Raw genomic sequence first — 23,155 nt, 5'->3', positions numbered from 1 at the left:
CACGGCGGCAAGGACGAACCCGGGAATGCCCAGGCCCGCTTGCCCCGGCGGGAGGGGGTGCCTAGGCTTCCTCGATGATCAAAGCCGCCATCATCCCCGTGACGCCCTTCCAGCAGAACTGCGCCCTGCTCTGGGACGAGGCAAGCCTGCGGGGCAGCGTCATCGATCCGGGCGGGGAGGTGGAGCGCATCCTCGCCGCCATCGGCGAGCTGAAGATCACCATCGACAGCATCCTGCTGACCCATGGGCATATGGACCATGCGGGCGGCGCGGCGGAGCTGAAGGAGGCGCTGCCCGGTACGCCGCCGGTGATCGGGCCGGACCGGCGCGATGGCTTCCTGCTCGAGGGGCTGGAAGAGCAGGGGGCGAAATACGGCATGCAGGCGCGCAACCTGGTGCCCGACCGGTGGCTGGCGGAGGGCGATACGGTCGCCATCGGCGGCGAGGAGTTCGGCGTGCTGCATTGCCCGGGGCATACGCCTGGGCATGTCGTCTTCGTGCAGACGGCGTTGCGCGTCGCCGTGGTCGGCGACGTGCTGTTCCGCGGCTCGGTCGGGCGGACCGACTTCGCCTATGGCGACCAGGAGGCGCTGCTCGCCGCCATCCATGGGAAGCTGCTGCCGCTCGGCGACGACATCGCCTTCCTCTGCGGGCATGGCCCTGGCTCGACCTTCGGCCAGGAGCGGCGCGGCAACCCGTTCCTGCGGAGCTAGCGCCTAGGCCGCGTGGCGGCCCTCGCGGAATTCCTCGATCATCTTGCGGCTGAAGGCGGGAATGTCGTCCGGCTTGCGCGAGGTGACGAGGCCCCGGTCGGTGACGACCTCGGAATCCTCCCAGCGGGCGCCGGCGTTGGTGAGGTCTGCCTTCAGCGAGGGCCAGCTCGTCATCCGCCGGCCTTCGACGCCGCCGGCATCGATCAGCGTCCAGGGGCCGTGGCAGATGGCGGCGATCGGCTTGCCGCTCTCGACGAAGTGGCGGATGAAGGCGATCGCCTTCGGCTGAAGGCGGAGCTGGTCCGGATTGACCACGCCGCCCGGCAGCATCAGCGCGTCGTAGCGGGCGGGATCGGCGCCTTCGAGCGGCTGGTCGACCGGGATCGGGTCGGCCTTGTCGAGGTGGTTCCAGCCTTGCAGGCTGCCCTCCTTCGGCGAGACGACGTGGACAGTGGCGCCGGCGGCCTTGAGCGCCCTCACCGGCTCGGTCAGCTCCACCTGCTCGACGCCATCCGTCGCCAGCACGGCGACGCTGCGGCCGCTCAACTCATTTGCCATTCCATGGCTCCTTCCAGGTTTTCGGGAGACTGCCCGCTGAACGGGAGGCCATGCGCGGGGTTGCCTCGCCGCGGTTTGCTTGACGGGCCGATCCGCAGGGCGAATGCTTGCCGCAACGAGAACGACGAGGAAACGCCATGCTCCACCGACGCGGGGTGCTCGCCGCTGCCGGCGCTGCGCTGACTTCGGCCGCCCAGGCCCAGCCGGCCGCTGGCCAAGCCGGTTGGCCTGACCGGCCGGTCCGCCTGCTGGTCGGCTTCCCCGCGGGCGGGCCGACCGACTTCGCCGCGCGGCTGCTGCAGGAGCCCTTGCAGGCGCTCTGGGGCCAGCCGCTGGTGGTGGAGAATCGGCCAGGCGCCTCGCAGAACATCGCCGTCGAGGCGCTGGCGAAATCACCGCCCGATGGCTACACGCTGCTGCTCTGCACCAGCAACCTGACGACCAACCCGGCCGTCTTCACCCGGCTGCCCTACGATACGCTGCGCGACGTCACGCCGATCGTCGTCATCTATTCCTCGCCGACGGTGCTCTTCACCGGGGCAGACCAGCCCTATCGCAGCGTGCAGGACGTGGTCGAGGCGGCGCGGCGGCAGCCGGGGCTGGCGGCGGCGACCTCGGGCGTCGCCACCTCGGGCCACTTCGCCACCGAGATGTTCATGCTGGCGGCGAGGATCGAGCTGACCCATGTGCCCTATCGCGGCGCCAACCCGGCCTTGCAGGACGTGATCGGCGGGCGCGTGCCAGTCACCTTCTCGACGCTCTCCGGCGCCATCGGCCTCGCCCGCGACGGCAAGCTGCGGCCGCTCGGCATCGCCGCCCCGCGCCGCTCCCGCGCCTTTCCCGATGTGCCGACCATGGCCGAGCAGGGCGTGCCGATCCGCGACACCTCGCCCTGGTACAGCTTCACCGGGCCCGGCGGCATGCCGGAGGCACTGGTCGCCCGGATCGCCGCCGATGTGCAGGGATTGCTGCGCCGGCCTGACATCGTCGCGCGCATCGAGGAGTCGGGTGGCGTGGTGGAGGGCGAGGGGCCGGCGGCGTTCCGCGAACGCATCCCGCGCGAGATCGCGGTCAATGCCGAGGTGGCGAAGCTCGCCAATATTCATATCGATTAGGCGTCAGGCCGCCTCCCGCCCGAGCGTCCGGAGGAAGGCGTCGAGCTTCGACTGTAGCGCGGGCACCGCGACGAAGCGCAGCCGCAGCGGGCCGGAGTCCGAGGCGACCACGGCCGGCAGCTCGATCCCGGCGGCCGGCAGACGCAGCCTCACCGCGGAGCCGGATGCAAATGCCGGCGCCTCCGGCCCCAGGCGGCAGCCGCCGCGCGAGATGTCGAGGAGCGTGACGCGGGCAGGCTGGCCGTCGGACAGCAAATCGGCTGGCAGGGTCACCGCGATGCGCTCAGTCTGCCGCCGCTCGACCTCAGGCGCCGCCTCGCGGATGATGCGGGTCAGCACGAGGTTCAGCTGCTGCATCCGTTCCTGAGCCTCCTCCGCGGCATGACGGGCGGAGCTGGACCGCTGCGCTGCCGCATCGGCCCGGCCGGAGACGAGGCCGAGGCGCTCGGTCACCGCCCCGGTCGCGCCTGAGGCCTCGGCGACGGCGCGGCCGATCTCGCGCGTTGCCGCCGTCTGCTGCTCCATGGCCGCGGCGATGGCGGCGGCGGCCTCGTCGACCTCGGCGACGGCACCGGCCATCTCGCGCACCACCGTCACCGCGCTGTCCGTCGCGCTTGCGACCTCCTGCACCTGGCGGCTGATCTCCTCGGTCGCCTTGGCGGTCTCGGCGGCCAGGTTCTTCACCTCGTTGGCGACGACGGCGAAGCCCTTGCCGGCCTCGCCCGCACGCGCCGCCTCGATGGTGGCGTTCAGCGCGAGGAGGTTGGTCTGCCCGGCGATGCCGGCGATCAGGCGCGCGATATTGCCGATCCGCCCGACCTCGTCCGCGAGGGTGGCGATGCGGCGCCGCCCTTCGCTGCCGTATTCCGTCGCGCGCCGCGTGGCGCCGGTGGCGCCGGTGATCTGCTGCGCGATCTCCTGGATCGAGGCGCCGAGCTGCTCGGTCGCCGTGGCCACGGTCTGCACGTTCCGCTGCGCCTCCTCTGTGGCGAGTGTCACGGCCTGGCTGTCCTCGGCGAGGGCGCCGACGGAGTCCGCCATCCCCATCGCGTCGCCGATCACCCGGTCCATGGAGGCGGTGAGGTTGGTGACGGCCTGGCGGCTCTCCGTCTCGACCCGCTCCGCCATGGCACGCAACGAGATCGCGCGGGCCTCGTTGGCGGCTTCGGTGAAGGTCTCGAGCAGCAGCTCGCTGTGCAACCAGACGACGCGCGAAAGGCTGGCCAGCAGCCGCGCCTTGTCGGCCTGGCCGCGAGTGGGCCAGCGCCGGGCGGGCGTGGCCAGGCCGAGCGCCTCGACCACCGCCTGCTGGACGGAGACCGCGCAGAGCGAAGCGCCGAAGATGGGCAGCCCGTGCTCCTGCAGCACCCGGCCGAGCAGGTGGGCGGAGGCGACGAAATCCTCGTCGAGCCGGCCGGTGACCAGGCGCTGCCAATGCGCGACGCGGACCGCATTCACCTCCGGGGTGCGGAGCACGCGGGTGATGTCGGGCCAGTCCGGCAGGGTCGTCGCCCGCTCGCGGATCAGGCCGGGGAGTTCCGTCGCGGCGAAGTCGGCGAGGCCCGACAGCACCTTCAGATCCGCCGGGGAGACATGGAAGACCAGCATGCGCTGCTGCAGGGTCTGAGCGGTGTCGGGCAAGGGAGGAACCTCAGGGCGTTGCGGGCGCCGCCGACCCTAAGCATCAAGCCTGAAGAAAGCCTAAAGCCTGCCGATATGCAGCCCGCCATCGACATGGAAGGCGTCGCCGGTGGAGAAAGGGATGGCGCCCGAGAGCAGGCCCGTGATGGCCCGCGCCACGTCCTCGGCCTCGCCCCAGCGGCGGATGGGGGAAAGGCCCTCGGCGATGCGTTGCGTGTAGCGCTCGGCGACCGGCTCGGTCATCGCGGTACGGATGACGCCGGGGCGGACCTCGAAGACCGGTATGCCGTCTTCCGCGAGGCGCAGAGCGAAACAGCGGGCGACCATCGAGAGCGCTGCCTTGCTCGCGCAGTAATCCGCCCGGTCGGGGCTGGCGAGGGCGGCGTTGACCGAGGTGACGAAGACGATGCCGCGCGGGCCGCGGCGAGGCGCGTCGGCGGCGACCATGCGGCGCGCCAAGCTCTGCGTCAGGAAGAAAGGGGCGCGGGTGTTGACGGCCAGTGCGCGCTCCCAGCTTTCCGGCGCGAGGGCGAGCGGGTCGCCGCGGAGGAGGGTGCCGACGCCGGCATTGTTCACCACCGCTTCGACGCCGCCGCCGATCTCCCAGGCGAGGTCGGCGATCTTCGCCACCGCCTCGGGGTCGGCGAGGTCGCAGAAGCGGAAGTCGAAATCGCCGCCGGCGGCGACCACGGCATGGCCGGTCTCGCGGGCGCCTTCCAGTTCCTTGTCGATGGCGATGATGTCGTAGCCGGCGGCGGCGAGGGCGATGCAGGTCGCCGCCCCCATGCCGCGCCGCGCGCCCGTCACCACTGCTACCGGCTTCGTCCCGCTCGCCATCCCTTCCTCCGCGCAATGCCCGGGGCGAGGATGGGCGAGGGGCGCGGTCAGCGGAAGGGGTGCGGCATGCGGATCACGGGACGGGCGAGGCTCTTCGCCATCATCGGCGACCCGGTGGGGGTGGTGCGCTCGCCGGAATGGTGGAATGCCGAATTCGCGCGGGCGGGGATGGATGCGGCCTTCCTGCCGGTGGAGGTGGCGGCTGGCGACCTCGCAGTGGCGTGGCGGGGGCTCATGCGCATCCGTAACCTCGACGGGGTGGTGCTGACGATGCCGCACAAGCAGGCGGTGGTGCCGCTGCTCGCTGCGCTGGGGCCGATGGCGCGGCTGGCGGGCGCCGTCAACACGGTGCGGCGGCGGGCGGATGGCGGCTGGGAGGGGGAGATGTTCGACGGCGAGGGTTTCGTCGCCGGGCTGCGGGCGGCGGGGCATGAGCCGGCGGGGATGCGGGCCTTGCAGGTTGGTTGTGGCGGGGCGGGAAGGGCGATCGCCTTCGCCCTGGCGCGGGCGGGGGTGGCGTCGCTCGCCCTCTCCGATGTGGCGCCGGGGCGGGCGGGGGCGCTGGCGGCGGCGGTGGCGGCGGCCTTCCCGGGCTGTGCCGTGGCGACGGGGCTGGCGGATCCGGCGGGGCATGGGCTCGTCGTGAATGCGACGCCGCTCGGGCTTCGGCCGGGGGATGCAGTGCCGGTCGATCCGGGGCGGCTGTCGCCCGGACAGGTGGTGGCGGATGTGATTCCGAAGCCGGAGCGCACGCCGCTGCTGGACGCGGCGGCCGCGGCGGGGTGTGATACGGTCTCCGGCCGCGCGATGTTCGAGGGCCAGGCAAGATTGGCCGCGGCCTTCCTCGGGCTCGCGGAACTGGGAGGGTAACGAAGCCGATGTACGGCCGATTCCGCCCGATCGACTGCGACCTGCACCCGATGGTGCCGGGCATGAGGGCGCTCACGCCCTATATGGACGAGTTCTGGCGCGACCAGGTGGAGGAGCGGGGGATCACCACCCTCGATACCCAATCCTGGCCGGTGCGCTCGCCGAAGACCATCCGGGCCGACTGGCGCGGAGCGGATGGGCGGGGGGCCGGAAGCGTCGAGCAGCTCAGGACCCAGTCGCTGGACCGGCTGGGGACCGAGCTTGGTATCCTCAATCCGCTCTATGGGGTGCAGCTGGTTTTCAACGAGGACATGGCAGTTGCCTTCACCCGGGCGCTGAACGACTGGACGCGGGCGGAGTGGCTAGACCGGGACGACCGGTTGCGGGCCTCGATCGTGCTGCCGTTGCAGAGTGTCGAGGCTGCTGTCGCGGAGATCGAGCGGCTGGCGGGGGATCGGCGCTTCGTGCAGGTGCTGGCGCTGGTGATGGGGGAGGTGCCGCTGGGGCGGCGGCAGTACTGGCCCATCTTCGAGGCCTGCCTTCGGCACGGGCTGCCGCTCGGCATCCATGCCGGGAGCGCCTACCGGCATCCGCAGACCTCGGTCGGGTGGACGAGCTGGTACCTCGAGGAATACGCGGCCAATCAGCAGGCCTTCCAGAGCACGCTGGCGAGCCTGCTGACGGAGGGGGCCTTCTCGAAATTCCCCGACCTGCGGGTTGTCCTGCTGGAATCCGGTGTCTCCTGGCTGCCGAGTTTCCTCTGGCGGCTGCAGAAGACGTGGAAGGGCGTGCGCTTCGAGGTGCCCTGGGTGGACGAGCTGCCGGTCGAGATCGTCCGCCGGCAGGTGCGCCTCACCGTCCAGCCGCTGGATGCGCCGGAGGATGGCGCGATCGTGCAGCGGGTGATGGACCAGTTGCGCTCCGATGCGTTGCTGCTCTGGGCCTCGGACTGGCCGCATTGGCAGTTCGACGGGGACGACGCCATGCCGGCGGGCATCCCCGAGAGCCTCTGGCCGAAGCTCATGCGGGACAACCCGCTCGCCACCTATCACCGCCTCAGCGAAGGAGTCGTGGCATGAACGTGATCCAGCCGATTGCCGCCCCGGGGAAGCCGGCCGCGGCGACGCAGGGGCTTGTCGATGTCGATATCCACCCGAGGGCGGACAATATCGAGGCCTTCAAGCCGTTCCTCAGCGAGCGGTGGTGGGAGCACCTGCAGAGCTGGGGGATGCGGGCGCGGCATGGCTTCACCGCCGGGCAGCCGCCGTTTCCGAAGGCGCAGCCGCTGGCCTCGCGGCGGGATGCCTGGCCGCCGACGGGGGGGACGCCGGCCTCCGACCTCGACTTCCTGCGGTTCCAGCTGCTCGACAATTACAGCATCGACTACGGGGTGCTGAACCCGTTGCAGCCGAGTGGGCAGGGGGACCGGAACAACGGCTTCTCGGCCGCCATGGCGCATGCGGTGAATGAGTGGCAGCTGGAAGCCTGGCTCAGGAAGGAGCCGCGGCTGCGGGGGAGCGTGGTCGTGCCCTATGAGGATCCGCAGGCCTCGGCCGCGGAGATCAGGAAGCGGGCGGGCGACCCGAATTTCTGCCAGGTGCTGATGATGAGCCGCACCGGGGAGCCGGCGGGCAACCCGCGCTACTGGCCGATCTACGAGGCGGCGGTGGAGGCGGGGTTGCCGGTCGCCTTCCATGCCTTCGGCTACAGCGGCTGGGCGATGACCAATGGCGGCTGGCCGTCCTTCTATATCGAGGAGGTCAGCGAGCATGCGACCTCCTGCCAGAACCAGGTGATCTCTCTCGTCACTGAGGGGGTGTTCGAGCGCTTCCCGGGCCTGAAGGTCATCCTGATCGAGTGCGGCTTCGCCTGGCTGCCCTCGGTCGGGTGGCGGCTCGACAAGCACTGGCGGCACCTGAAGAGCGAGGTGCCGCATCTGAAGCGGGCGCCCTCCGAATATATCCGCGAGCATATCTGGGTCTCGACCCAGCCGATGGAGGAGCCGGAGCGGGGGCAGCACATCCTCGACATCTGCGAATGGGTGGGGTGGGACCGCATCCTCTTCGCCAGCGACTATCCGCATTGGGACTTCGACGATCCCCGGGCGGCGATCCCGGGCGTGATCCCGGCCGAGCGGCGGCGGGCGATCTATGGGGGGAATGCGCGGGCGCTGTACGGGTTCTGACCATGGCGCGGATCGTGGTGGCGCCGGTCGGCGAGATCCCGGCAGGCGGGCGGAAGCTGGTGGAGGCGGAGGGGAAGCGGATCGTCGTCTTCAACCTCGGCGGCGAATTCTATGCGCTGAGCGACCGCTGCCCGCATCAGGGGGGAAGCCTCTGCGCGGGGCTGGTCTCAGGGCATGTCGAGAGCAGCGAGCCGGGCGTCTACCGCTATGCGCGGCGGGGCGAGATGGTGCGGTGCCCGTGGCACTACTGGGAATTCGACATCCGGACGGGGAAGTCCTGGTTCGATCCGAAGCGGGTGCAGGTGCGGCAATTCCCGGCGCAGGTGACGAGCGGGGCGGCGCTGGTCGAGGGGCCGTATGTGGCGGAGACCTTCGCCGTCAGGGTCGAGGATGAGTACGTCGTCGTCGAGGCCTGAGCGCGGGCCGGCATTTCACCTCAATTCCTATCAAGACTTGAGAGTGGCCAGCAGGTTTGGCATCGGGATCATTGGGTTGACCTGCCGCTTGAGGGTTTGAGGGTTTGAGGCACGGGCCTCCCCGGGGCGCTGTCAAAGGAAGTTGAAGCCGGCCGGGCGGGGCAGGCGGGGAAACAGGTTCGGTGCGGGAGTCCTCCGGGTTACCGATAGGCAAAGCCCATGCAGAAAAATGGGCTTTCGGAGGAAACCCGAATGAGCATCCGATTTGGCGGAGCCGGTGCCGACAGCCTGCCGGGCACGGAGGGCTGGGACCTGCTCGCGGGGGCTGGCGGTGCCGACAGCCTGGACGGGCTGGCGGGGAGCGACGCGGTCTTCGGCGGCGACGGCAATGACAGCCTCTTCGGCGGAGCGGGCGACGACCTCGTCTCTGGCGGCGCCGGAAACGACACGGTGATCGGCGATGCCGCCGGCGGCGGGCCGAACCCGGCGGAGTATGGCGACATGCCGGGCCGCAACCTGCTGCTGGGCGGCGGCGGCGATGATTTCATCCGCGGCGGCTATGGCGAGGACACCGCCTTCGGCGGCGCGGGGGACGACACCATCATCGGCTCGGGCTTCGGGCCGCCGAGTCCATCCGGCGCCGAGGCCTTCGAGCAATTCGATGCCGCAGACCGGCTTTGCGGCGGCGCCGGGCGGGACAGCATCTTCGGCGGGGGTGGGGCGGATACCATCAACGGAGGCTCCGGTGACGATACTGTGCAGGGCGGCTCCGACCTCGATCGCCTGACCGGCGGGGCGGGTGCCGACCTCTTCCTGTTCGACCGCGAGAGCTTTGCCGGGACCGTCCTCGACAGCGGCATCGGGCCGGGCAACCGGGATATCGTCACCGATTTCCGCCATGCCGAGCACGACGTGCTCGACCTCTCGGGCTATCGCAGCAGCTTCCTGCCGCAGGACACGCCGCCGCCGATCTTTATCGGCACGGAGGCCTTCCGGGTCAGCGCGGAGGATGGCCCCCGGATGCAGGTGCGCTACGAGGTCGAGGGCGACCGGACGATCGTGCAGGTCTACAGCGAGTTCAACCTGCCGTCGCCGGACTACGAGCCGCAGCCAGTGCCGCGGGTGACGGTGGAAATCGAGTTGCTGGGCGTGCGGGGCCTCACCGCCGATGACGTGTTTCTCGGCTGAGCGGGTGGAAGGGCGCTGATCGTTCGCGTTTAACAACAAATGGTCGGTTTTGCAAGGAGAACCGGCCGGGCGCGCGGTGCGTTCCGCCTCCATGCGAATCGGATGGTGCTGCAAATGGGTGCCGCCGGCGGGGGATGACCGGCTGGCGGCTTCGATGAACCTGCGGGATACGACCGTTGCGGCGCTCAGCCGGCTTGGGCCGGCCGAGGCGACGGCGAAGTTGCTCGGCCTCGTCCAGGGGAACATGCTGGCGCTGGCCGCGCAGGTGGAGGAGGCGGCGGCGGCGCCGCCGCTGGAGCGGTGCCTTCGGATCATCTCGAGCGTGCTGCCGGTCTATACGCACCCCGTCGCCAGGCCGCGCTATGCGGAGCCCGTGCTGCGGGAGGCGGTGGAGCGGGGGCTGGTCGCCATCGGCGAGCGGGCGCGGGCGGCGGACGTCAGGCTTTCGATGCATCCGGGGCAGTATTGCGTGCTCTCCACCGAGAACCCGCGGGCGCTGGCCAACAGCGTCGAGGAGCTGGACTACCATACCGAGGTCATGGCGATGCTCGGCCTCGCCGGCGGATGGCACCGGCATGGGGCGCATATCAACATCCATGGCGGGGCGCGGGCGCCGGGGGTGGAGGGGTTCCGGCGGGGGTTCGAGTTGCTGTCGGAGGAGACGCAGGGGCTGCTGACCGTCGAGAACGACGAGGTGGCCTATGGGCTCGACGACCTGCTGCCGCTCGCCGAGACGCTGCCGATCGTGCTCGACCTGCATCATCACTGGTGCCAATCGCAGGGGGAGCACATCGCCCCCGATGATCCGCGGATCGAGCGGGTCAGGGAGAGCTGGCTGGGGGTGCGGCCGATGGGGCATCTGAGCGCGCCGCGGGAGGGGTTGCTGCCGGGGGGGCTCGACCCCGACGTGCTGCCGGATTTCGGGGCGCTGGTGGCCGCCGGGGTGCCGGCGCGGGAGCTGCGGGCGCATTCGGAGCGGATGTGGAACCGGGCGATCAACGACTGGGCGGTCGGGCACCTGGCCTGGACCGATCTCGAGGTAGAGGCGAAGGGGAAGAACCTCGCCAGCCATGACCTGGCGGAGGCGGCGGTGCGGGGGAGGGTGGCTTCGCTGGCGGCAAGCCTGTAGAAGGCGGGGCCGAACCTCCTTTTCTGGATCTTGCCGCAGGCCATGGCCACCGTTCTTCTCGTCATCCACCTCTTCGTCACCCTGGCCCTGATCGGGGTGGTGCTGCTGCAGCGCAGCGAGGGGGGCGGGCTCGGGATCGGCTCCTCGCAGGGGATGGGGTCCTTCATGAGCGGGCGGGGGACGGCCAACCTGCTGACGCGGACGACGGCGATCCTCGGGACGGCCTTCTTCGTGCTGTCGCTGGCCCTGGCGCTGCTCGGGCGGGGCACGGGGCTGCGGGGGTCGATCCTCGACACGGCGCCGCCGCCGGGCGCGACCGCGCCTGCCCCGACCCTGCCTGCCGCCCCGGCCGCGCCGAGCGTGCCGACCAACTGATCGCTAAGCTACCTGGCGACCGGCCTGCTGGCTGAACTCAAGGTTTCCGAAGGCCTTTCGGCCTGAGGGGACCCCATTGACGATGCAGCGCATCGTCAATGGGAACCCTGGTGGGGAGGGCTTGGGAGGGGCAAAGCCCCTCTCGATGCGATTCGGCGCGTTACAAGGCGCCTCGCCGCATGGCTGCCACCTCCCGCGGCGATGTGATCCTGGGTAGCCGAGCGCGCCGGAGCCGGTTATGAGGGGCGCCCATGGCGCGGTTCGTATTCATCACCGGCGGCGTGGTCTCCTCCCTCGGCAAGGGCATCGCAGCGGCATCCCTGGGTGCCCTGTTGCAGGCGCGCGGATACAAGATCCGTTTGCGCAAGCTCGATCCCTATCTGAACGTGGATCCGGGGACCATGTCGCCCTATCAGCATGGGGAGGTCTTCGTCACCGATGACGGTGCGGAGACGGACCTCGATCTCGGTCATTATGAGCGCTTCACCGGCGTGCATGCGACCAAGGCCGACAACTGGACGACGGGGCGGATCTATTCCGACGTCATCGCAGCGGAGCGGCGGGGGGACTATCTGGGCGGCACCGTCCAGGTGATTCCGCACATCACCGACAAGATCAAGGAAGTGGTCCAGGCCGAGACCGACGGCTACGACTTCATCCTGGTCGAGGTGGGAGGCACGGTGGGCGACATCGAGTCGCTGCCCTTCCTCGAGGCGCTGCGGCAACTGGCCAATGAGCTGGGGCCGACGCGGAGCCTCTTCGTCCATCTGACGCTGCTGCCCTACATCCCCTCGGCGGGTGAGCTGAAGACCAAGCCGACGCAGCACAGCGTGAAGGAGCTGCTGGGCCTCGGCATCCAGCCGCAGGTGCTGCTCTGCCGCTGCGACCGCCCGATCCCCGAGAACGAGCGGCGGAAGATCGCGCTGTTCTGCAACGTGCGGCCGGAGAGCGTGATCCCGGCCCTGGATGCGAGCACCATCTACGATGTGCCGATCCAGTACCATGCGGAGGGCATGGACCAGGAGGTGCTGCGGCATTTCGGCCTCTCCGCCTATGGGGAGCCGGACATGCGGCGCTGGGACCGCATCGTCCATTCCATCAAGCAGCCCGAGGGCGAGGTGACGATCGCCGTCGTCGGCAAGTACACCAACCTGCTCGACAGCTATAAGTCGCTGATGGAAGCGCTGACCCATGGCGGGATCGCGCACAACGTGAAGGTCAACCTCGACTGGGTCGATTCCGGCGTGTTCGACGAGCGGCGCGGCGAGGAGGCGGTGAAGCGGCTGGAGGGGGCGAGCGGCATCCTCGTGCCGGGCGGCTTCGGCGAGCGGGGGACGCCGGGGAAGATTGAGGCGGTGCGCTTCGCGCGCGAGCGGAAGATCCCCTTCTTCGGCATCTGCTTCGGGATGCAGATGGCGGTGATCGAGGCGGCGCGCAATCTCGTCGGGCTGAAGGGGGCGTCGTCCACCGAATTCGGGCCCTGCGAGCATCCCGTCGTCGGGCTGATGACGGAGTGGCTGCGGGGCAATGCGCTGGAGCGGCGGAATGCCGCGGGCGATCTCGGCGGGACGATGCGGCTCGGCGCCTATGCGGCGAAGCTCTCCGAGGGGTCGCTGGTGCGCGAGGTCTATGGCGGGGCGGCGACGATCGAGGAGCGGCACCGGCATCGCTTCGAGGTGAACGTCAACTACAAGGACCAGCTCGAGGAGGCGGGGCTGCGCTTCTCCGGCATGTCGCCGGATGGGGAGCTGCCGGAGATCGTCGAGTATCCGGACCATCCGTGGTTCATCGGGGTGCAGTTCCACCCCGAGCTGCTGTCGAAGCCGTTTGCGCCGCATCCGCTGTTCCGCGGCTTCATCGGAGCGGCGGTGAAGCAGGCAAGGTTGGTCTGAGGCGCGTCGATCCGCTTGTGATTCCGGGGAAAGCCGGGGTGGGGCATGGCGCCCTGCGGTTGCGCTTGACCTGGGCGCGCGCCGGGGGTCTCACTCGGCGCCGAACCAGCTGAAAGAGGGAAACCGCATGGTCCGGCCTCGCCTGATGCTTCTTGCCCTGCCGCTGCTCGCGGGCTGCGCCCAGATGGGGGAGCGGCCGGAGCCGCCGCCCACGGCCTCGCTGCGCTTCGCCCAGGCGCTGGACCAGGCGGATGACGCGGTGGACGAGGCGATCGGGCGGATGGACGGGTTCGAGCGCCTGGCCCAGCGCGAGGACAATGCCATCGCCTTCGCCATCGGCGGGCGCAGGGCGCCGGCAGGGCATTTCACCGCGCCGCCGGCGGGGGCGTCGGAGGCCGCGGGGCGGGTGCTGGAGCCGGCCTTCACCGCGCTTGGCGACTACGCCCATGTGCTGGCGGCGGCCGCGGGCGGGCAGCGGGTGAGGGACGAGACGGCCGGGAACGGCCGGGCGCTGGCCGAGGCCGTGGCGAAGGGGCTCGACGCGGTGCGGGCGGCGAGCGGCACGCCGGTGCTGGAGCCGGTGCGGACGGCGGGCCTCGCCGGGATCGCGGCGCTGGCCGACCTGCCGGCGGTGCTGGCGCAGCGGCGGGAATCGCCGAGCCTCGCCGCGCTGGTGCAGGAGGGGCAGCCGCATGTGGCGGCCGTCATCGCCATGCTGCAGGCGGTGGTCGGGGCGGAACCGGGGCTCGGCACGCGGGGCGCCATCCGGGCGCGGCGCGAGGGGCTGGATGCGCAGCAGGCGCGCTTCCTCGCCGCGCTTCGCAATGACGGGCGAATCGGGCCGGGCGAGCGCTACAGCATCTTCCGCAGCGTCGCCGAGGGGCGGGACAACGACCCGGCGCAGGGCAATCTCGAGGCGGTCAACGAGCTGCTGACGGCGATCGAGCAGGCGCATGCGGCGCTCGCGGCGGACCGCGCGGATGCGGAGGCCAAGGTGGCGGCGCTGGAGCTGGCGGTCGAGCGGCTCACCTCGCTGACCGAAGGCGCGCGGCGGGGGTGAGGAAGGGGCTGGTCCTCGCGGGGATCGGCTTCGGCGGCGTCGCGCTGTGCGGGCTGGCAGGCGAGGCGGTGGCGGCCTGGGTGGCGCCGCTCACCATCGTCGCCTTCGTGGCCGTTGCCATGGCGATGCCCTCGGAGCCGGACGGAGGCAAGGGGGATGGCGGCGGCGCGGATGGCGTCCAGCCCGTTGGCGACGGCGGCGGGGGCGATGGCGATGCCGGGGGCGATGGTGGCGAATAACGGCTCCGTCGATCCCGGAAAGTTGGGGTCTTGCCGCCCGGCGGCGGGGCCGGTATCCGCGCGCTGAGAGAGCCGGAGGTCCCCCATGTCCGCCATCGTCGACATCATCGCCCGCGAAGTCCTCGACAGCCGTGGCAACCCCACGGTGGAGGCGGAGGTGGTGCTGGAGAGCGGCGCCGTCGGCCGGGCCATCGTGCCCTCGGGTGCCTCGACGGGCGCGCATGAGGCGGTCGAGCTGCGGGACGGGGACAAGGGGCGCTATGGCGGCAAGGGCGTGCAGAAGGCCGTCGAGCATGTCGAAGGCGAGATCTTCGACGCGCTGTCGGGCATGGACCCGAGTGAGCAGGTCCGCATCGACGAGACGATGATCGAGCTGGACGGGACGCCGAACAAGGCGCGGCTCGGGGCGAATTCGATCCTCGCCGTCAGCCTCGCCGTGGCGAAGGCCGCAGCCGAGGAGCTGGGGCAGCCGCTCTATCGCTATGTGGGCGGTGTCTTCGCCCGCACGCTGCCGGTGCCGATGATGAACATCATCAATGGCGGCAAGCATGCGGATAATCCGATCGACATCCAGGAATTCATGATCATGCCGGTGGCGGCCGGCACGATGGCGGATGCGGTGCGGATCGGCGCCGAGGTTTTCGCCGCGCTGAAGAAGCAGCTGCACGACGCGCACCACAACACCAATGTCGGCGACGAGGGCGGCTTCGCGCCGAATATCGGGAGCGCGGACGAGGCGCTGTCCTTCATCGCCAAGGCCTGCGAGGCAGCGGGGCACCGGGTGGGCGAGGACATCATGTTCGCGCTCGACTGCGCCTCGACCGAGTTCTTCCATGATGGCGCCTACAAGATGGAGGGCGAGGGGAAGACGCTCGACCAGCAGGGGATGGTCGACTACCTCGCCGGGCTTTGCGCCAAGTGGCCGATCATCTCGATCGAGGACGGGATGGCCGAGGATGACTGGGCGGGGTGGAAGCTGCTCACCGAAAAGCTAGGCGGGAAGGTGCAGCTGGTGGGTGACGATCTCTTCGTCACCAATCCGGAGCGGCTGCGCCAGGGGATCGAGACGGGGACGGGGAATGCGATTCTGGTCAAGGTGAACCAGATCGGGACGCTGACGGAGACGCTCGAGGCGGTCGAGATGGCGCACCGGGCGGGGTACAAGGCGGTGATGAGCCATCGCTCGGGCGAGACCGAGGATGCGACCATCGCCGACCTCGCCGTCGCAACCAACTGCGGGCAGATCAAGACCGGCTCGCTCAGCCGGTCGGATCGCCTGGCGAAGTACAACCAGCTGATCCGCATCGAGCAGCAGCTCGGCACCGCCGCGCGCTATGCGGGACGGACCATCCTGCGTCGGTAAGCCTGGCGATGGAGAGGGGCGGCGGCAGGATGCCGTCCGCGCCCTCTGTCGGATGATGCCGGAGAGGGGCTGCCGAGGCGGCCGGGATGAATCCCCCGACGGGGCTTGGGATCGTGCTTGCCAGCGGTGCCGGGGCTGGTGCTTATAGTCGCGGGGATTGGGGGATTCCGGACATGTCCTTCGGGCGTGTGGTGAAGCGCAAGCTGGCGGAGGCTTTGCCGCCGGTGGGGCTGGCGCTGCTCTGCGGCTATTTCATCTGGCACTCGCTGCATGGCGAGAGCGGCTTGCTGGCGCGGGAGCAGAAGCAGCAGCAGATCGCCGAGGCACGGGCGACGCTCGTGCGGGCCGAGGCGGAGCGGGATTCGATGGAGCGGCGGGTGAACGGCCTGCGCGGCGAGCGCATCGACCGGGACGAGCTTGACGAGCGGGCGCGGACGCTGCTGAACCTCGTCAACAAGGACGAGATTGTCATCCCCTACGAGGCGCAGCGGCGCCTGTACTGAGCGGCCGGATGGCCCTCAGGGCGGTGTGGCGGGGCTGCGCAAGCCGACCCATCGCCACCCATTGCCGCGCCCGGTGAACCGGGCGATGGCGTCCTGCATGGCCCAGAAGGCCCTGACCTTCCGTCCGCCCGCGCCGGCCAGGCCGAGCCCTGCCCAGGGCGTGAAGGGGTTGCCGCGGGCATAGGCCCAGATGGCGATGCGGCAGGCGGCGCCTTCGCTGATGCCGCGCCGGTGGAAGCCGCTGGTATCGGCGATGACCAGGGTATTGGCCTTGACGGCGAGCTTCCGCGGCGGGGGGTAGCCGAGGCGGGCGAGCTGCGCCTCGTCGATGCGCAGCGAGCCTTCGCCGGTCAGGCGGTCGGCGTGCCGTGCGGCGGTCGTGGAAAGGCGGCGTTCCCAGGCCAGGTGGCGGCGGGTCGGGCGGTGGGAGCCGGGGACATAGGTGAAGCCGGCCGCATCGCCCGGGACATCGGTGAGGAAGAGCCAGGATTTCACCGTCGGGTGGAAGGTGTCGGTGTGGAAGTGGCTCTGCACGTCGGGCGGGGCGTCGCGCACGCCGCTGAATACGGTCTGCACGAAGCAATGCGGGGCGAGGCGGTGGGAGCCCGCATAGTCGTGCAAGGCGCGGTAGCGGGGCGAGGCGAGGGCCTCGGCGGTGGCGGGCAGGGTGGGGAGCGTGACGGCGTCGAGCGGGATGAGGCGGGTCAGGCTGTAGCCGTCGGCGAATTCGCGGGCGGGAGTTTGCCGGGCGAGGAGCTCGGCCTGGAGGCGGGCGAAGAGGGCGGGGGGCAGGAAGTCCGGGAGGGCGAGGTAGCCGTCGCGGTCGAAGGCGGTGCGGTCCCCGGGCGCGAGGGCGGCGGCGAGGCGGGCGCGGCGGCGGGCGGCGAGGCGGGCAGCCAGGCGCTTGCGGGCGATGTGCAGGCCCATGCGGTTCAGCGCGGAGCTGCCGAGGATGGGGTTGTCGCGGAAGGATTTCGCGCCGGTCGCTAGTGCCAGGGCGTGCATTGGGGCGAGCAGCCAGCCGGTCCAGCCGGGCATCCAACCCTCCGATCGGGTCACGGGAATGAGAGCCGGGGTTATCCGGGGTTGGGCCGTGGCGCGTCAAGCGGAACCGGAAGCTGCGCATTCGGACGGAACCGCTTTGCGCTTCTTGCGCTTGCAGCCGGGGTGGAGCAACAGGCTGCAGGCCTGCTGCGGTGCACATAAAACCTATTAACCAAAATCCGGTTAATCGATGTATTTCGTTGCGGCGGCTCGGTTTTTTCAAAGGCTCGCGCTTGTCGTGGCGGCCTGGGGCGCGTATTTCGGCAGGGAGTGATCGCAGGGAAGGGAGGGGACCGCATGGCCCAGGCAGCGGAAGCCACAGGCGCGAAGCGCCGCGGCAAGGCGGCATCGGCGCCGCCGATGACCCAGGACCAGCTGCTCCAGGCCTATCGGGACATGCTGCTGATCCGCCGCTTCGAGGAGAAGGCGGGGCAGCTCTACGGCATGGGGCTGATCGGCGGCTTCTGCCACCTCTATATCGGGCAGGAAGCGGTCGTCGTCGGCATGCAGGCCTGCCTGGAGCCGGGCGACCAGGTCATCACCTCCTACCGCGACCATGGGCATATGCTCGCCACCGGCATGGAGGCGCGGGGCGTCATGGCCGAGCTGACCGGGCGGTCGGGCGGCTATTCGCGCGGCAAGGGCGGCTCCATGCACATGTTCAGCCGAGAGAAGGGCTTCTTCGGCGGGCATGGGATCGTGGGTGCACAGGTCTCGCTCGGGACGGGGCTGGCCTTCGCCAACTGGTATCGTGAGTCGCGGAACGTCTCGCTGACCTATTTCGGCGAGGGCGCCTCCAACCAGGGGCAGGTCTTCGAGAGCTTCAACCTGGCGGCGCTGATGAAGCTGCCGGTGATCTTCATCATCGAGAACAACAAATACGGCATGGGCACGAGCGTGGAGCGGGCCAGCGCCTCGCGCGACCTGTCGAAGAACGGCGCGGCCTGGGGCATCCCCGGCGAGCAGGTCAACGGCATGGATGTGATGGCCGTGAAGGAAGCAGGCGAGCGGGCGACGGCGCATTGCCGTGCGGGCAACGGGCCGTACCTGCTGGAGATGAAGACCTATCGCTATCGCGGGCATTCCATGTCCGACCCGGCGAAGTACCGCACCCGCGAAGAGGTGCAGAAGATGCGCGAGCAGTCCGACCCGATCGAGACGGCGCGCAAGCTGCTGCTGGAGGGCGGCCTCGACGAGGCGGCGCTCAAGAAGATCGACGATGAGGTGAAGGCGGTGGTCCAGGAGGCGGCCGACTTCGCGCAGTCCAGCCCGGAGCCCGACGAGGCCGAGCTCTGGACCGACGTTCTGGTGGAGGCGCGCTGAGATGGGTGTCGAGATCCTGATGCCGGCGCTGTCGCCCACGATGACGGAGGGCAAGCTCGCCCGCTGGCTGAAGAAAGAGGGCGACCAGGTGAAGTCCGGCGATGTCATCGCCGAGATCGAGACCGACAAGGCCACGATGGAAGTCGAAGCGGTCGATGAGGGGACGCTGACGAAGATCGTCGTGCCGGAGGGGACGGAGGGTGTGGCCGTCAACTCGCCAATCGCCGAGCTGGATGGCGGCGGGGCCGGTGGCTCGAAGGGCACGGCGCCGGGGCATGACACGGCGATGCCGCAGCAGCCGGCGCCGCCGGCGGCCGCCAGCCCCGAGGTCGGCGAGGTGGCGAAGCAGGCCGAGGATTACGGTGCCGTCGCGCAGCGCGGGGCCGACCGGAAGGAGGGCGCTGCCAAGATGGGCGAGGCGGCGGCGGCGCCCGAGAAGGACTGGGGCCCGACCAAGCCGATGACGGTGCGCGAGGCGCTGCGCGATGCGATGGCGCTCGAGATGCGTGCCGATGACAAGGTCTTCCTCATGGGTGAGGAGGTCGCGCAGTACCAGGGCGCCTACAAGATCAGCCAGGGCTTGCTGGATGAGTTCGGGCCGCGGCGGGTGATCGACACGCCGATCACCGAGCATGGCTTCACCGGCATGGCGGTGGGCGCGGCCTTCACGGGGCTCAAGCCCATCGTGGAGTTCATGACCTTCAACTTCTCCATGCAGGCGATCGACCAGATCATCAACTCGGCGGCCAAGACGCTCTATATGAGCGGCGGGCAGCTGGGGTGCCCGATCGTCTTCCGCGGGCCGAACGGGGCGGCGGCGCGCGTCGCGGCGCAGCATAGCCAGTGCTATGCGAGCTGGTATGCGCATGTGCCGGGGCTGAAGGTGGTGGCGCCCTGGTCGTCCGCCGATGCCAAGGGGCTGTTGCGGGCGGCGATCCGCGACCCCAATCCGGTGATCGTGCTGGAGAACGAGATCCTCTACGGGCACAGCTTCGAGTGCCCGGTGGCGGATGACTTCATCGTGCCGATCGGCAAGGCCAAGGTCGAGCGGGCAGGCAAGGACGTTACCATCGTCGCCTATTCCATCGCCGTGACCTGGGCGATGCAGGCGGCGGAGGAACTGGCGAAGCAGGGGATCGAGGCGGAGGTGATCAACCTGCGCTCGATCCGGCCGCTGGATGCGGAGGCCATCGCCAACTCGGTGCGCAAGACGAACCGGTTGGTGACGGTCGAGGAGGGCTGGCCCTATGCCAATATCGGCACCGAGATCGCCATGCAGGTGATGGAGGCGGCCTTCGACTGGCTGGATGCGCCGCCGGTGCGCGTCTGCGGCAAGGATGTGCCGATGCCCTATGCGGCGAACCTCGAGAAGCTGGCGCTGCCGACGATCCCGGAGATCGTCGACGCCGTTAAGCGCGTGACCTACAAGTAGGGGGAGCGGGGACATGGCGACCAACATCCTGATGCCCGCGCTCTCGCCGACCATGACGGAAGGCACGCTGGCGCGCTGGCTCAAGAAGGAAGGCGACCAGGTCAAGGCGGGCGACATCATCGCCGAGATCGAGACCGACAAGGCGACGATGGAGGTCGAGGCCGTCGATGAGGGCGTGCTCGGCAAGATCCTCGTCGCCGACGGCACCCAGGGCGTGAAGGTGAACGACACCATTGCCGTGCTGGTGGAGCCGGGCGAGGCGGTGCCGAGCGGTGGTGGCGGCAGCAGCCAGTCGGCGGGGAATGAGTCGCCCTCGGGGCCGGCGCTGGAGGCGGTGAAGGCGGATGGCGGCAAGGTCGCGGGCGCGGCCGAGCAGCCGATCGAGGCGCCGAAGCCCTCAGCGCAGCCGCAGGCGCTCAATCCACAGCCGCTGCCGCCGGTGGCGAATGGACATGACCGGACCTTTGCCTCGCCGCTGGCGCGGCGGATGGCGCAGCAGGCGGGGCTCGATCTCGGCGGCATCAGCGGCAGCGGGCCGGCGGGGCGGATCGTCAAGGCGGATGTCGAGGCGGCGCTGAACCGGCCGAAGCAGGCGCCGGCGGCGCAGCCCGCGGCGGCGGCTCCGCAGGCCCCGGCGGCCGCACTGGCGCCGAAGGCGGCGGCGCCCGCGCCGGTGGTCACCGCGCCGCATACGCCGGTGCCGAACTCCACCATCCGCAAGGTCATCGCCCGGCGGCTGGCGGAGTCGAAGCAGACCATCCCGCATTTCTACGTCACGATGGATTTCGAGATCGACGCGCTGCTGAAGCTGCGGGCCGACCTCAATGCCAAGTCGGCGAAGGACGGGCCGGGGGCGTTCAAGCTTTCGGTCAATGACCTGGTGATCAAGGCGGTGGCGGCGACGCTCAGGCGCTTCCCGAACGTCAACGCGATGTGGACGGACGAGGCGATCCTGCAGTTCCACGACGTCGATGTCTCGGTCGCGGTCTCGACGCCGACGGGGCTCATCACGCCGATCATCCGGAAGGCCGACCAGAAGGGGCTGACGACGATCAGCAACGAGATGAAGGACCTCGCCTCGCGGGCCAAGGCGAACAAGCTGAAGCCGGAGGAATTCCAGGGCGGCGGGTTCAGCATCTCCAACATGGGGATGTATGGCGTGCGGGAGTTCAGCGCCATCATCAACCCGCCGCAGGCCGGCATCCTCGCCGTCGCGGCGGGCGAGCAGCGGCCGGTCGTCAGGAAGGGCGAACTGACGGTCGCCACGGTGATGACCTGCACGCTCTCGGTGGATCATCGCGTCATCGACGGCGCGCTGGCGGCGGAGTTCATGCAGGCGCTGAAGGGCGTCATCGAGGATCCGCTGAGCCTGATGCTGTGACCCTCCAGCTACGCGACGTTCGGCCGGGTGATGAGGGGCTGGTGCTCCACTTCGTCCGAGCGCTCGCGGAGTACGAGAAACTGCTGCATGAGGTGACGGCGACGGAGGAGCATTTCCGTCGCCTGCTCTTCGGCGAGACGCCGCGTGCCTGGGCGCTGGTTGCGGAATGGGAGGGGAAGCCGGTGGGCTTCGCCCTCTGGTTCTACAGCGTCTCGACCTTCGACGGGGCGCCGAAGCTTTATCTCGAGGATGTCTTCGTCGAGCCGGGGCTGCGTGGCCGCGGCATTGGGCGGGCGATCTTCGCGGACCTCGCAAGGCGTGCCATTGAGGCCGGCTGCGGCCGGATGGAGTGGTCCGTGCTCGACTGGAACGCGCCCTCCATCGCTTTCTACCGCTCCATCGGCGCGCTGCCGCGCGAGGGGTGGACCCTGCAACGGCTCAGCGGCGCGGCGCTCGAGGCGCTGGCCGCGCGGGAGGATTGAACCCATGGCAGAGACCCAGAGCTTCGACCTTGTCGTCCTTGGCGGTGGGCCGGGCGGCTATGTCGCCGCCATCCGCGCGGCGCAGCTCGGTATGAGGACGGCGCTGGTGGAGCGCGAGCATCTGGGGGGCATCTGCCTCAACTGGGGCTGCATTCCGACCAAGGCGCTGTTGCGCTCCTCCGAGATCAACCACCTGCTGCATACGCTTGATGCCTATGGCTTCGCGGCCGACAATATCCGCTTCGACATCGGCAAGATCGTGAAGCGGAGCCGGGCGGTGGCGGGGCAGCTCTCGGGTGGCGTCAAGCATCTGCTGCGGAAGAACAAGGTCACGGTCTTCGATGGGCAGGGCAAGCTCGCCGGGCCGGGGAAGATGTCGGTCAGCAAGGACGGCAAGCCGGTCGCCGAATTGGCGGCGAAGCATATCATTCTGGCGACGGGGGCGCGGGCGCGGACGCTGCCTGGGCTAGAGGCCGACGGCAAGCTCGTCTGGTCCTACAAGGAGGCGATGGTGCCGCCTTCCATGCCGAAGTCGCTGATCGTCATCGGCTCGGGCGCGATCGGGGCGGAGTTCGCCAGCTTCTACCTCAATCTCGGGGCGCAGGTGACGCTGGTCGAAGTGATGGACCGTATCCTGCCAGTGGAGGACGCCGAGATCAGCGCCTTCGTCCGCAAGGCCTTCGAGAAGCAGGGGATGAAGATCCTCACCGAGGCCAAGGTGCAGGGGCTCAGGAAGGGCGCGGACAATGTCACCGCCGTCATCGAGGCAGGGGGGAAGGTGCAGGAGGTCACGGCCGACCGGGTGATCTCGGCGGTCGGCATCGTCGGCAATGTCGAGGATATCGGCCTCGAGGGGACCAAGGTGAAGGTCGAGCGGACGCATGTGGTGATCGACGAGTACTGCCGGACCGGGGAGCCGGGCGTCTATGCCATCGGCGACCTGACGGGGGCGCCCTGGCTGGCGCACAAGGCGAGCCATGAGGGCATCCTCTGCGTCGAGACCATCGCGGGGGTGAAGGGGGTGCATCCGATGGAGGTGCTCAACATCCCCGGCTGCACCTATTGCCGGCCGCAGGTGGCGAGCGTCGGGCTGACGGAGGAGGCGGCGAAGAAGGCCGGGCATGAGCTGCGGGTCGGGCGCTTCCCCTTCATCGGCAACGGCAAGGCGATCGCCATGGGCGAGCCGGAGGGGCTGATCAAGACCATCTTCGACGCCAAGACGGGCGAGTTGCTGGGCGCCCATATGGTCGGGCCCGAGGTGACGGAGATGATCCAGGGCTACACCATCGCCAAGACCATGGAAACGACGGAGGAGGAGCTGATGCACAGCATCTTCCCGCATCCGACGATTTCGGAAGCGATGCATGAGGCGGTGCTTGATGCCTATGGCCGCGTGATCCACATGTAGG

General features: G+C 69.8%; 23 protein-coding genes. 19 read left to right on the top strand and 4 right to left on the bottom strand.

Features of this window, described 5'->3' with window-relative positions:
* Nucleotides 1-74 precede the first annotated feature (74 nt).
* Nucleotides 75-713, top strand: a complete 639-nt coding sequence (locus tag EP26_RS18515) for an MBL fold metallo-hydrolase (protein ID WP_043340778.1) — start codon at nucleotides 75-77, stop codon at nucleotides 711-713.
* A gap of 3 nt (nucleotides 714-716) precedes the next feature.
* On the opposite strand, the gene EP26_RS18510 is transcribed toward EP26_RS18515, so the two are convergent.
* Entirely contained in the window at nucleotides 717-1,271 is a 555-nt protein-coding gene (locus EP26_RS18510; RefSeq protein ID WP_043340777.1) for a type 1 glutamine amidotransferase domain-containing protein, read from the bottom strand.
* A 137-nt stretch (nucleotides 1,272-1,408) separates the two neighbouring features.
* On the opposite strand from EP26_RS18510, the gene EP26_RS18505 reads away from it, so the two are divergent.
* The gene (locus EP26_RS18505; protein ID WP_043340776.1) at nucleotides 1,409-2,386 is read left to right on the top strand and encodes a tripartite tricarboxylate transporter substrate binding protein; all 978 of its coding nucleotides are present in this window, start codon (nucleotides 1,409-1,411) and stop codon (nucleotides 2,384-2,386) included.
* A gap of 3 nt (nucleotides 2,387-2,389) precedes the next feature.
* On the opposite strand, the gene EP26_RS18500 is transcribed toward EP26_RS18505, so the two are convergent.
* On the bottom strand, nucleotides 2,390-4,027 hold the full coding sequence (locus EP26_RS18500) for a methyl-accepting chemotaxis protein (RefSeq protein WP_052389358.1): 1,638 nt from the start codon (nucleotides 4,025-4,027) through the stop codon (nucleotides 2,390-2,392).
* A gap of 60 nt (nucleotides 4,028-4,087) precedes the next feature.
* Nucleotides 4,088-4,864 (bottom strand): 3-ketoacyl-ACP reductase, encoded by a 777-nt coding sequence (locus EP26_RS18495; protein WP_043340775.1) that lies wholly within the window; start codon nucleotides 4,862-4,864, stop codon nucleotides 4,088-4,090.
* A gap of 66 nt (nucleotides 4,865-4,930) precedes the next feature.
* Here EP26_RS18495 and EP26_RS18490 point away from each other — a divergent pair, with 66 nt between their 5' ends.
* The 12 genes from EP26_RS18490 to EP26_RS18435 all read left to right on the top strand — a co-directional run bounded on the left by EP26_RS18490 (nucleotide 4,931) and on the right by EP26_RS18435 (nucleotide 16,084).
* Nucleotides 4,931-5,734 (top strand): shikimate dehydrogenase family protein, encoded by an 804-nt coding sequence (locus EP26_RS18490; protein ID WP_043340774.1) that lies wholly within the window; start codon nucleotides 4,931-4,933, stop codon nucleotides 5,732-5,734.
* A gap of 8 nt (nucleotides 5,735-5,742) precedes the next feature.
* Nucleotides 5,743-6,813 carry an amidohydrolase family protein gene (locus EP26_RS18485; protein WP_043340772.1) on the top strand — a complete coding sequence of 357 codons (1,071 nt, stop codon included), beginning with the start codon at nucleotides 5,743-5,745 and terminating at the stop codon, nucleotides 6,811-6,813.
* Nucleotides 6,810-7,919 carry an amidohydrolase family protein gene (locus EP26_RS18480; protein WP_043340771.1) on the top strand — a complete coding sequence of 370 codons (1,110 nt, stop codon included), beginning with the start codon at nucleotides 6,810-6,812 and terminating at the stop codon, nucleotides 7,917-7,919. The genes EP26_RS18485 and EP26_RS18480 overlap by 4 nt, the downstream gene beginning before the upstream one ends.
* A 2-nt stretch (nucleotides 7,920-7,921) precedes the next feature.
* Nucleotides 7,922-8,335, top strand: coding sequence for a Rieske (2Fe-2S) protein (locus EP26_RS18475; protein ID WP_043340769.1), 414 nt, complete (start codon nucleotides 7,922-7,924; stop codon nucleotides 8,333-8,335).
* Between the two features lie 252 nt (nucleotides 8,336-8,587).
* Entirely contained in the window at nucleotides 8,588-9,523 is a 936-nt protein-coding gene (locus tag EP26_RS18470) for a calcium-binding protein (protein WP_052389357.1), read from the top strand.
* A 154-nt stretch (nucleotides 9,524-9,677) separates the two neighbouring features.
* Nucleotides 9,678-10,652 carry an apurinic/apyrimidinic endonuclease family protein gene (locus tag EP26_RS18465; protein WP_245624447.1) on the top strand — a complete coding sequence of 325 codons (975 nt, stop codon included), beginning with the start codon at nucleotides 9,678-9,680 and terminating at the stop codon, nucleotides 10,650-10,652.
* A gap of 42 nt (nucleotides 10,653-10,694) precedes the next feature.
* Nucleotides 10,695-11,027: a preprotein translocase subunit SecG gene (gene secG, locus EP26_RS18460; RefSeq protein WP_043340766.1), complete on the top strand. Its 333-nt coding sequence runs from the start codon at nucleotides 10,695-10,697 to the stop codon at nucleotides 11,025-11,027.
* A gap of 251 nt (nucleotides 11,028-11,278) precedes the next feature.
* The gene (locus tag EP26_RS18455) at nucleotides 11,279-12,919 is read left to right on the top strand and encodes a CTP synthase (RefSeq protein WP_043340763.1); all 1,641 of its coding nucleotides are present in this window, start codon (nucleotides 11,279-11,281) and stop codon (nucleotides 12,917-12,919) included.
* A gap of 127 nt (nucleotides 12,920-13,046) precedes the next feature.
* The gene (locus EP26_RS34975) at nucleotides 13,047-13,979 is read left to right on the top strand and encodes a hypothetical protein (protein WP_043340761.1); all 933 of its coding nucleotides are present in this window, start codon (nucleotides 13,047-13,049) and stop codon (nucleotides 13,977-13,979) included.
* Nucleotides 13,976-14,218: a hypothetical protein gene (locus EP26_RS18445; protein WP_043340760.1), complete on the top strand. Its 243-nt coding sequence runs from the start codon at nucleotides 13,976-13,978 to the stop codon at nucleotides 14,216-14,218. The genes EP26_RS34975 and EP26_RS18445 overlap by 4 nt, the downstream gene beginning before the upstream one ends.
* A gap of 85 nt (nucleotides 14,219-14,303) precedes the next feature.
* Nucleotides 14,304-15,581: a phosphopyruvate hydratase gene (eno, locus tag EP26_RS18440; protein WP_043340758.1), complete on the top strand. Its 1,278-nt coding sequence runs from the start codon at nucleotides 14,304-14,306 to the stop codon at nucleotides 15,579-15,581.
* 173 nt (nucleotides 15,582-15,754) lie between these two features.
* Entirely contained in the window at nucleotides 15,755-16,084 is a 330-nt protein-coding gene (locus tag EP26_RS18435) for an FtsB family cell division protein (protein ID WP_043340757.1), read from the top strand.
* Nucleotides 16,085-16,099: 15 nt separating this feature from the next.
* Here EP26_RS18435 and EP26_RS18430 read toward each other — a convergent pair whose 3' ends face one another.
* On the bottom strand, nucleotides 16,100-17,122 hold the full coding sequence (locus tag EP26_RS18430; protein ID WP_043340756.1) for a phytanoyl-CoA dioxygenase family protein: 1,023 nt from the start codon (nucleotides 17,120-17,122) through the stop codon (nucleotides 16,100-16,102).
* A gap of 303 nt (nucleotides 17,123-17,425) precedes the next feature.
* Between EP26_RS18430 and pdhA the strand changes: the two genes are divergently transcribed.
* From pdhA to lpdA, 5 genes are read left to right on the top strand one after another with little or no spacing between them, the layout of a single operon-like run.
* Nucleotides 17,426-18,451: a pyruvate dehydrogenase (acetyl-transferring) E1 component subunit alpha gene (gene pdhA / locus EP26_RS18425; protein ID WP_043340755.1), complete on the top strand. Its 1,026-nt coding sequence runs from the start codon at nucleotides 17,426-17,428 to the stop codon at nucleotides 18,449-18,451.
* A gap of 1 nt (nucleotide 18,452) precedes the next feature.
* Complete coding sequence (locus EP26_RS18420) at nucleotides 18,453-19,883, top strand: pyruvate dehydrogenase complex E1 component subunit beta (protein WP_043340754.1); 1,431 nt, start codon at nucleotides 18,453-18,455, stop codon at nucleotides 19,881-19,883.
* A gap of 13 nt (nucleotides 19,884-19,896) precedes the next feature.
* Nucleotides 19,897-21,264 (top strand): pyruvate dehydrogenase complex dihydrolipoamide acetyltransferase, encoded by a 1,368-nt coding sequence (locus EP26_RS18415; RefSeq protein ID WP_043340753.1) that lies wholly within the window; start codon nucleotides 19,897-19,899, stop codon nucleotides 21,262-21,264.
* Between the two features lie 41 nt (nucleotides 21,265-21,305).
* Nucleotides 21,306-21,746: a GNAT family N-acetyltransferase gene (locus EP26_RS18410; protein ID WP_245624446.1), complete on the top strand. Its 441-nt coding sequence runs from the start codon at nucleotides 21,306-21,308 to the stop codon at nucleotides 21,744-21,746.
* A gap of 4 nt (nucleotides 21,747-21,750) precedes the next feature.
* Nucleotides 21,751-23,154, top strand: coding sequence for a dihydrolipoyl dehydrogenase (gene lpdA, locus EP26_RS18405; RefSeq protein ID WP_043340751.1), 1,404 nt, complete (start codon nucleotides 21,751-21,753; stop codon nucleotides 23,152-23,154).
* Nucleotide 23,155: the final 1 nt, after the last annotated feature.

Source organism: Belnapia moabensis DSM 16746 (assembly GCF_000745835.1).
In the GTDB taxonomy this organism is placed as follows: domain Bacteria; phylum Pseudomonadota; class Alphaproteobacteria; order Acetobacterales; family Acetobacteraceae; genus Belnapia; species Belnapia moabensis.
The sequence above is the reverse complement of the archived record's forward strand: the minus strand, read 5'-3'. Positions and strand labels throughout refer to the sequence as shown.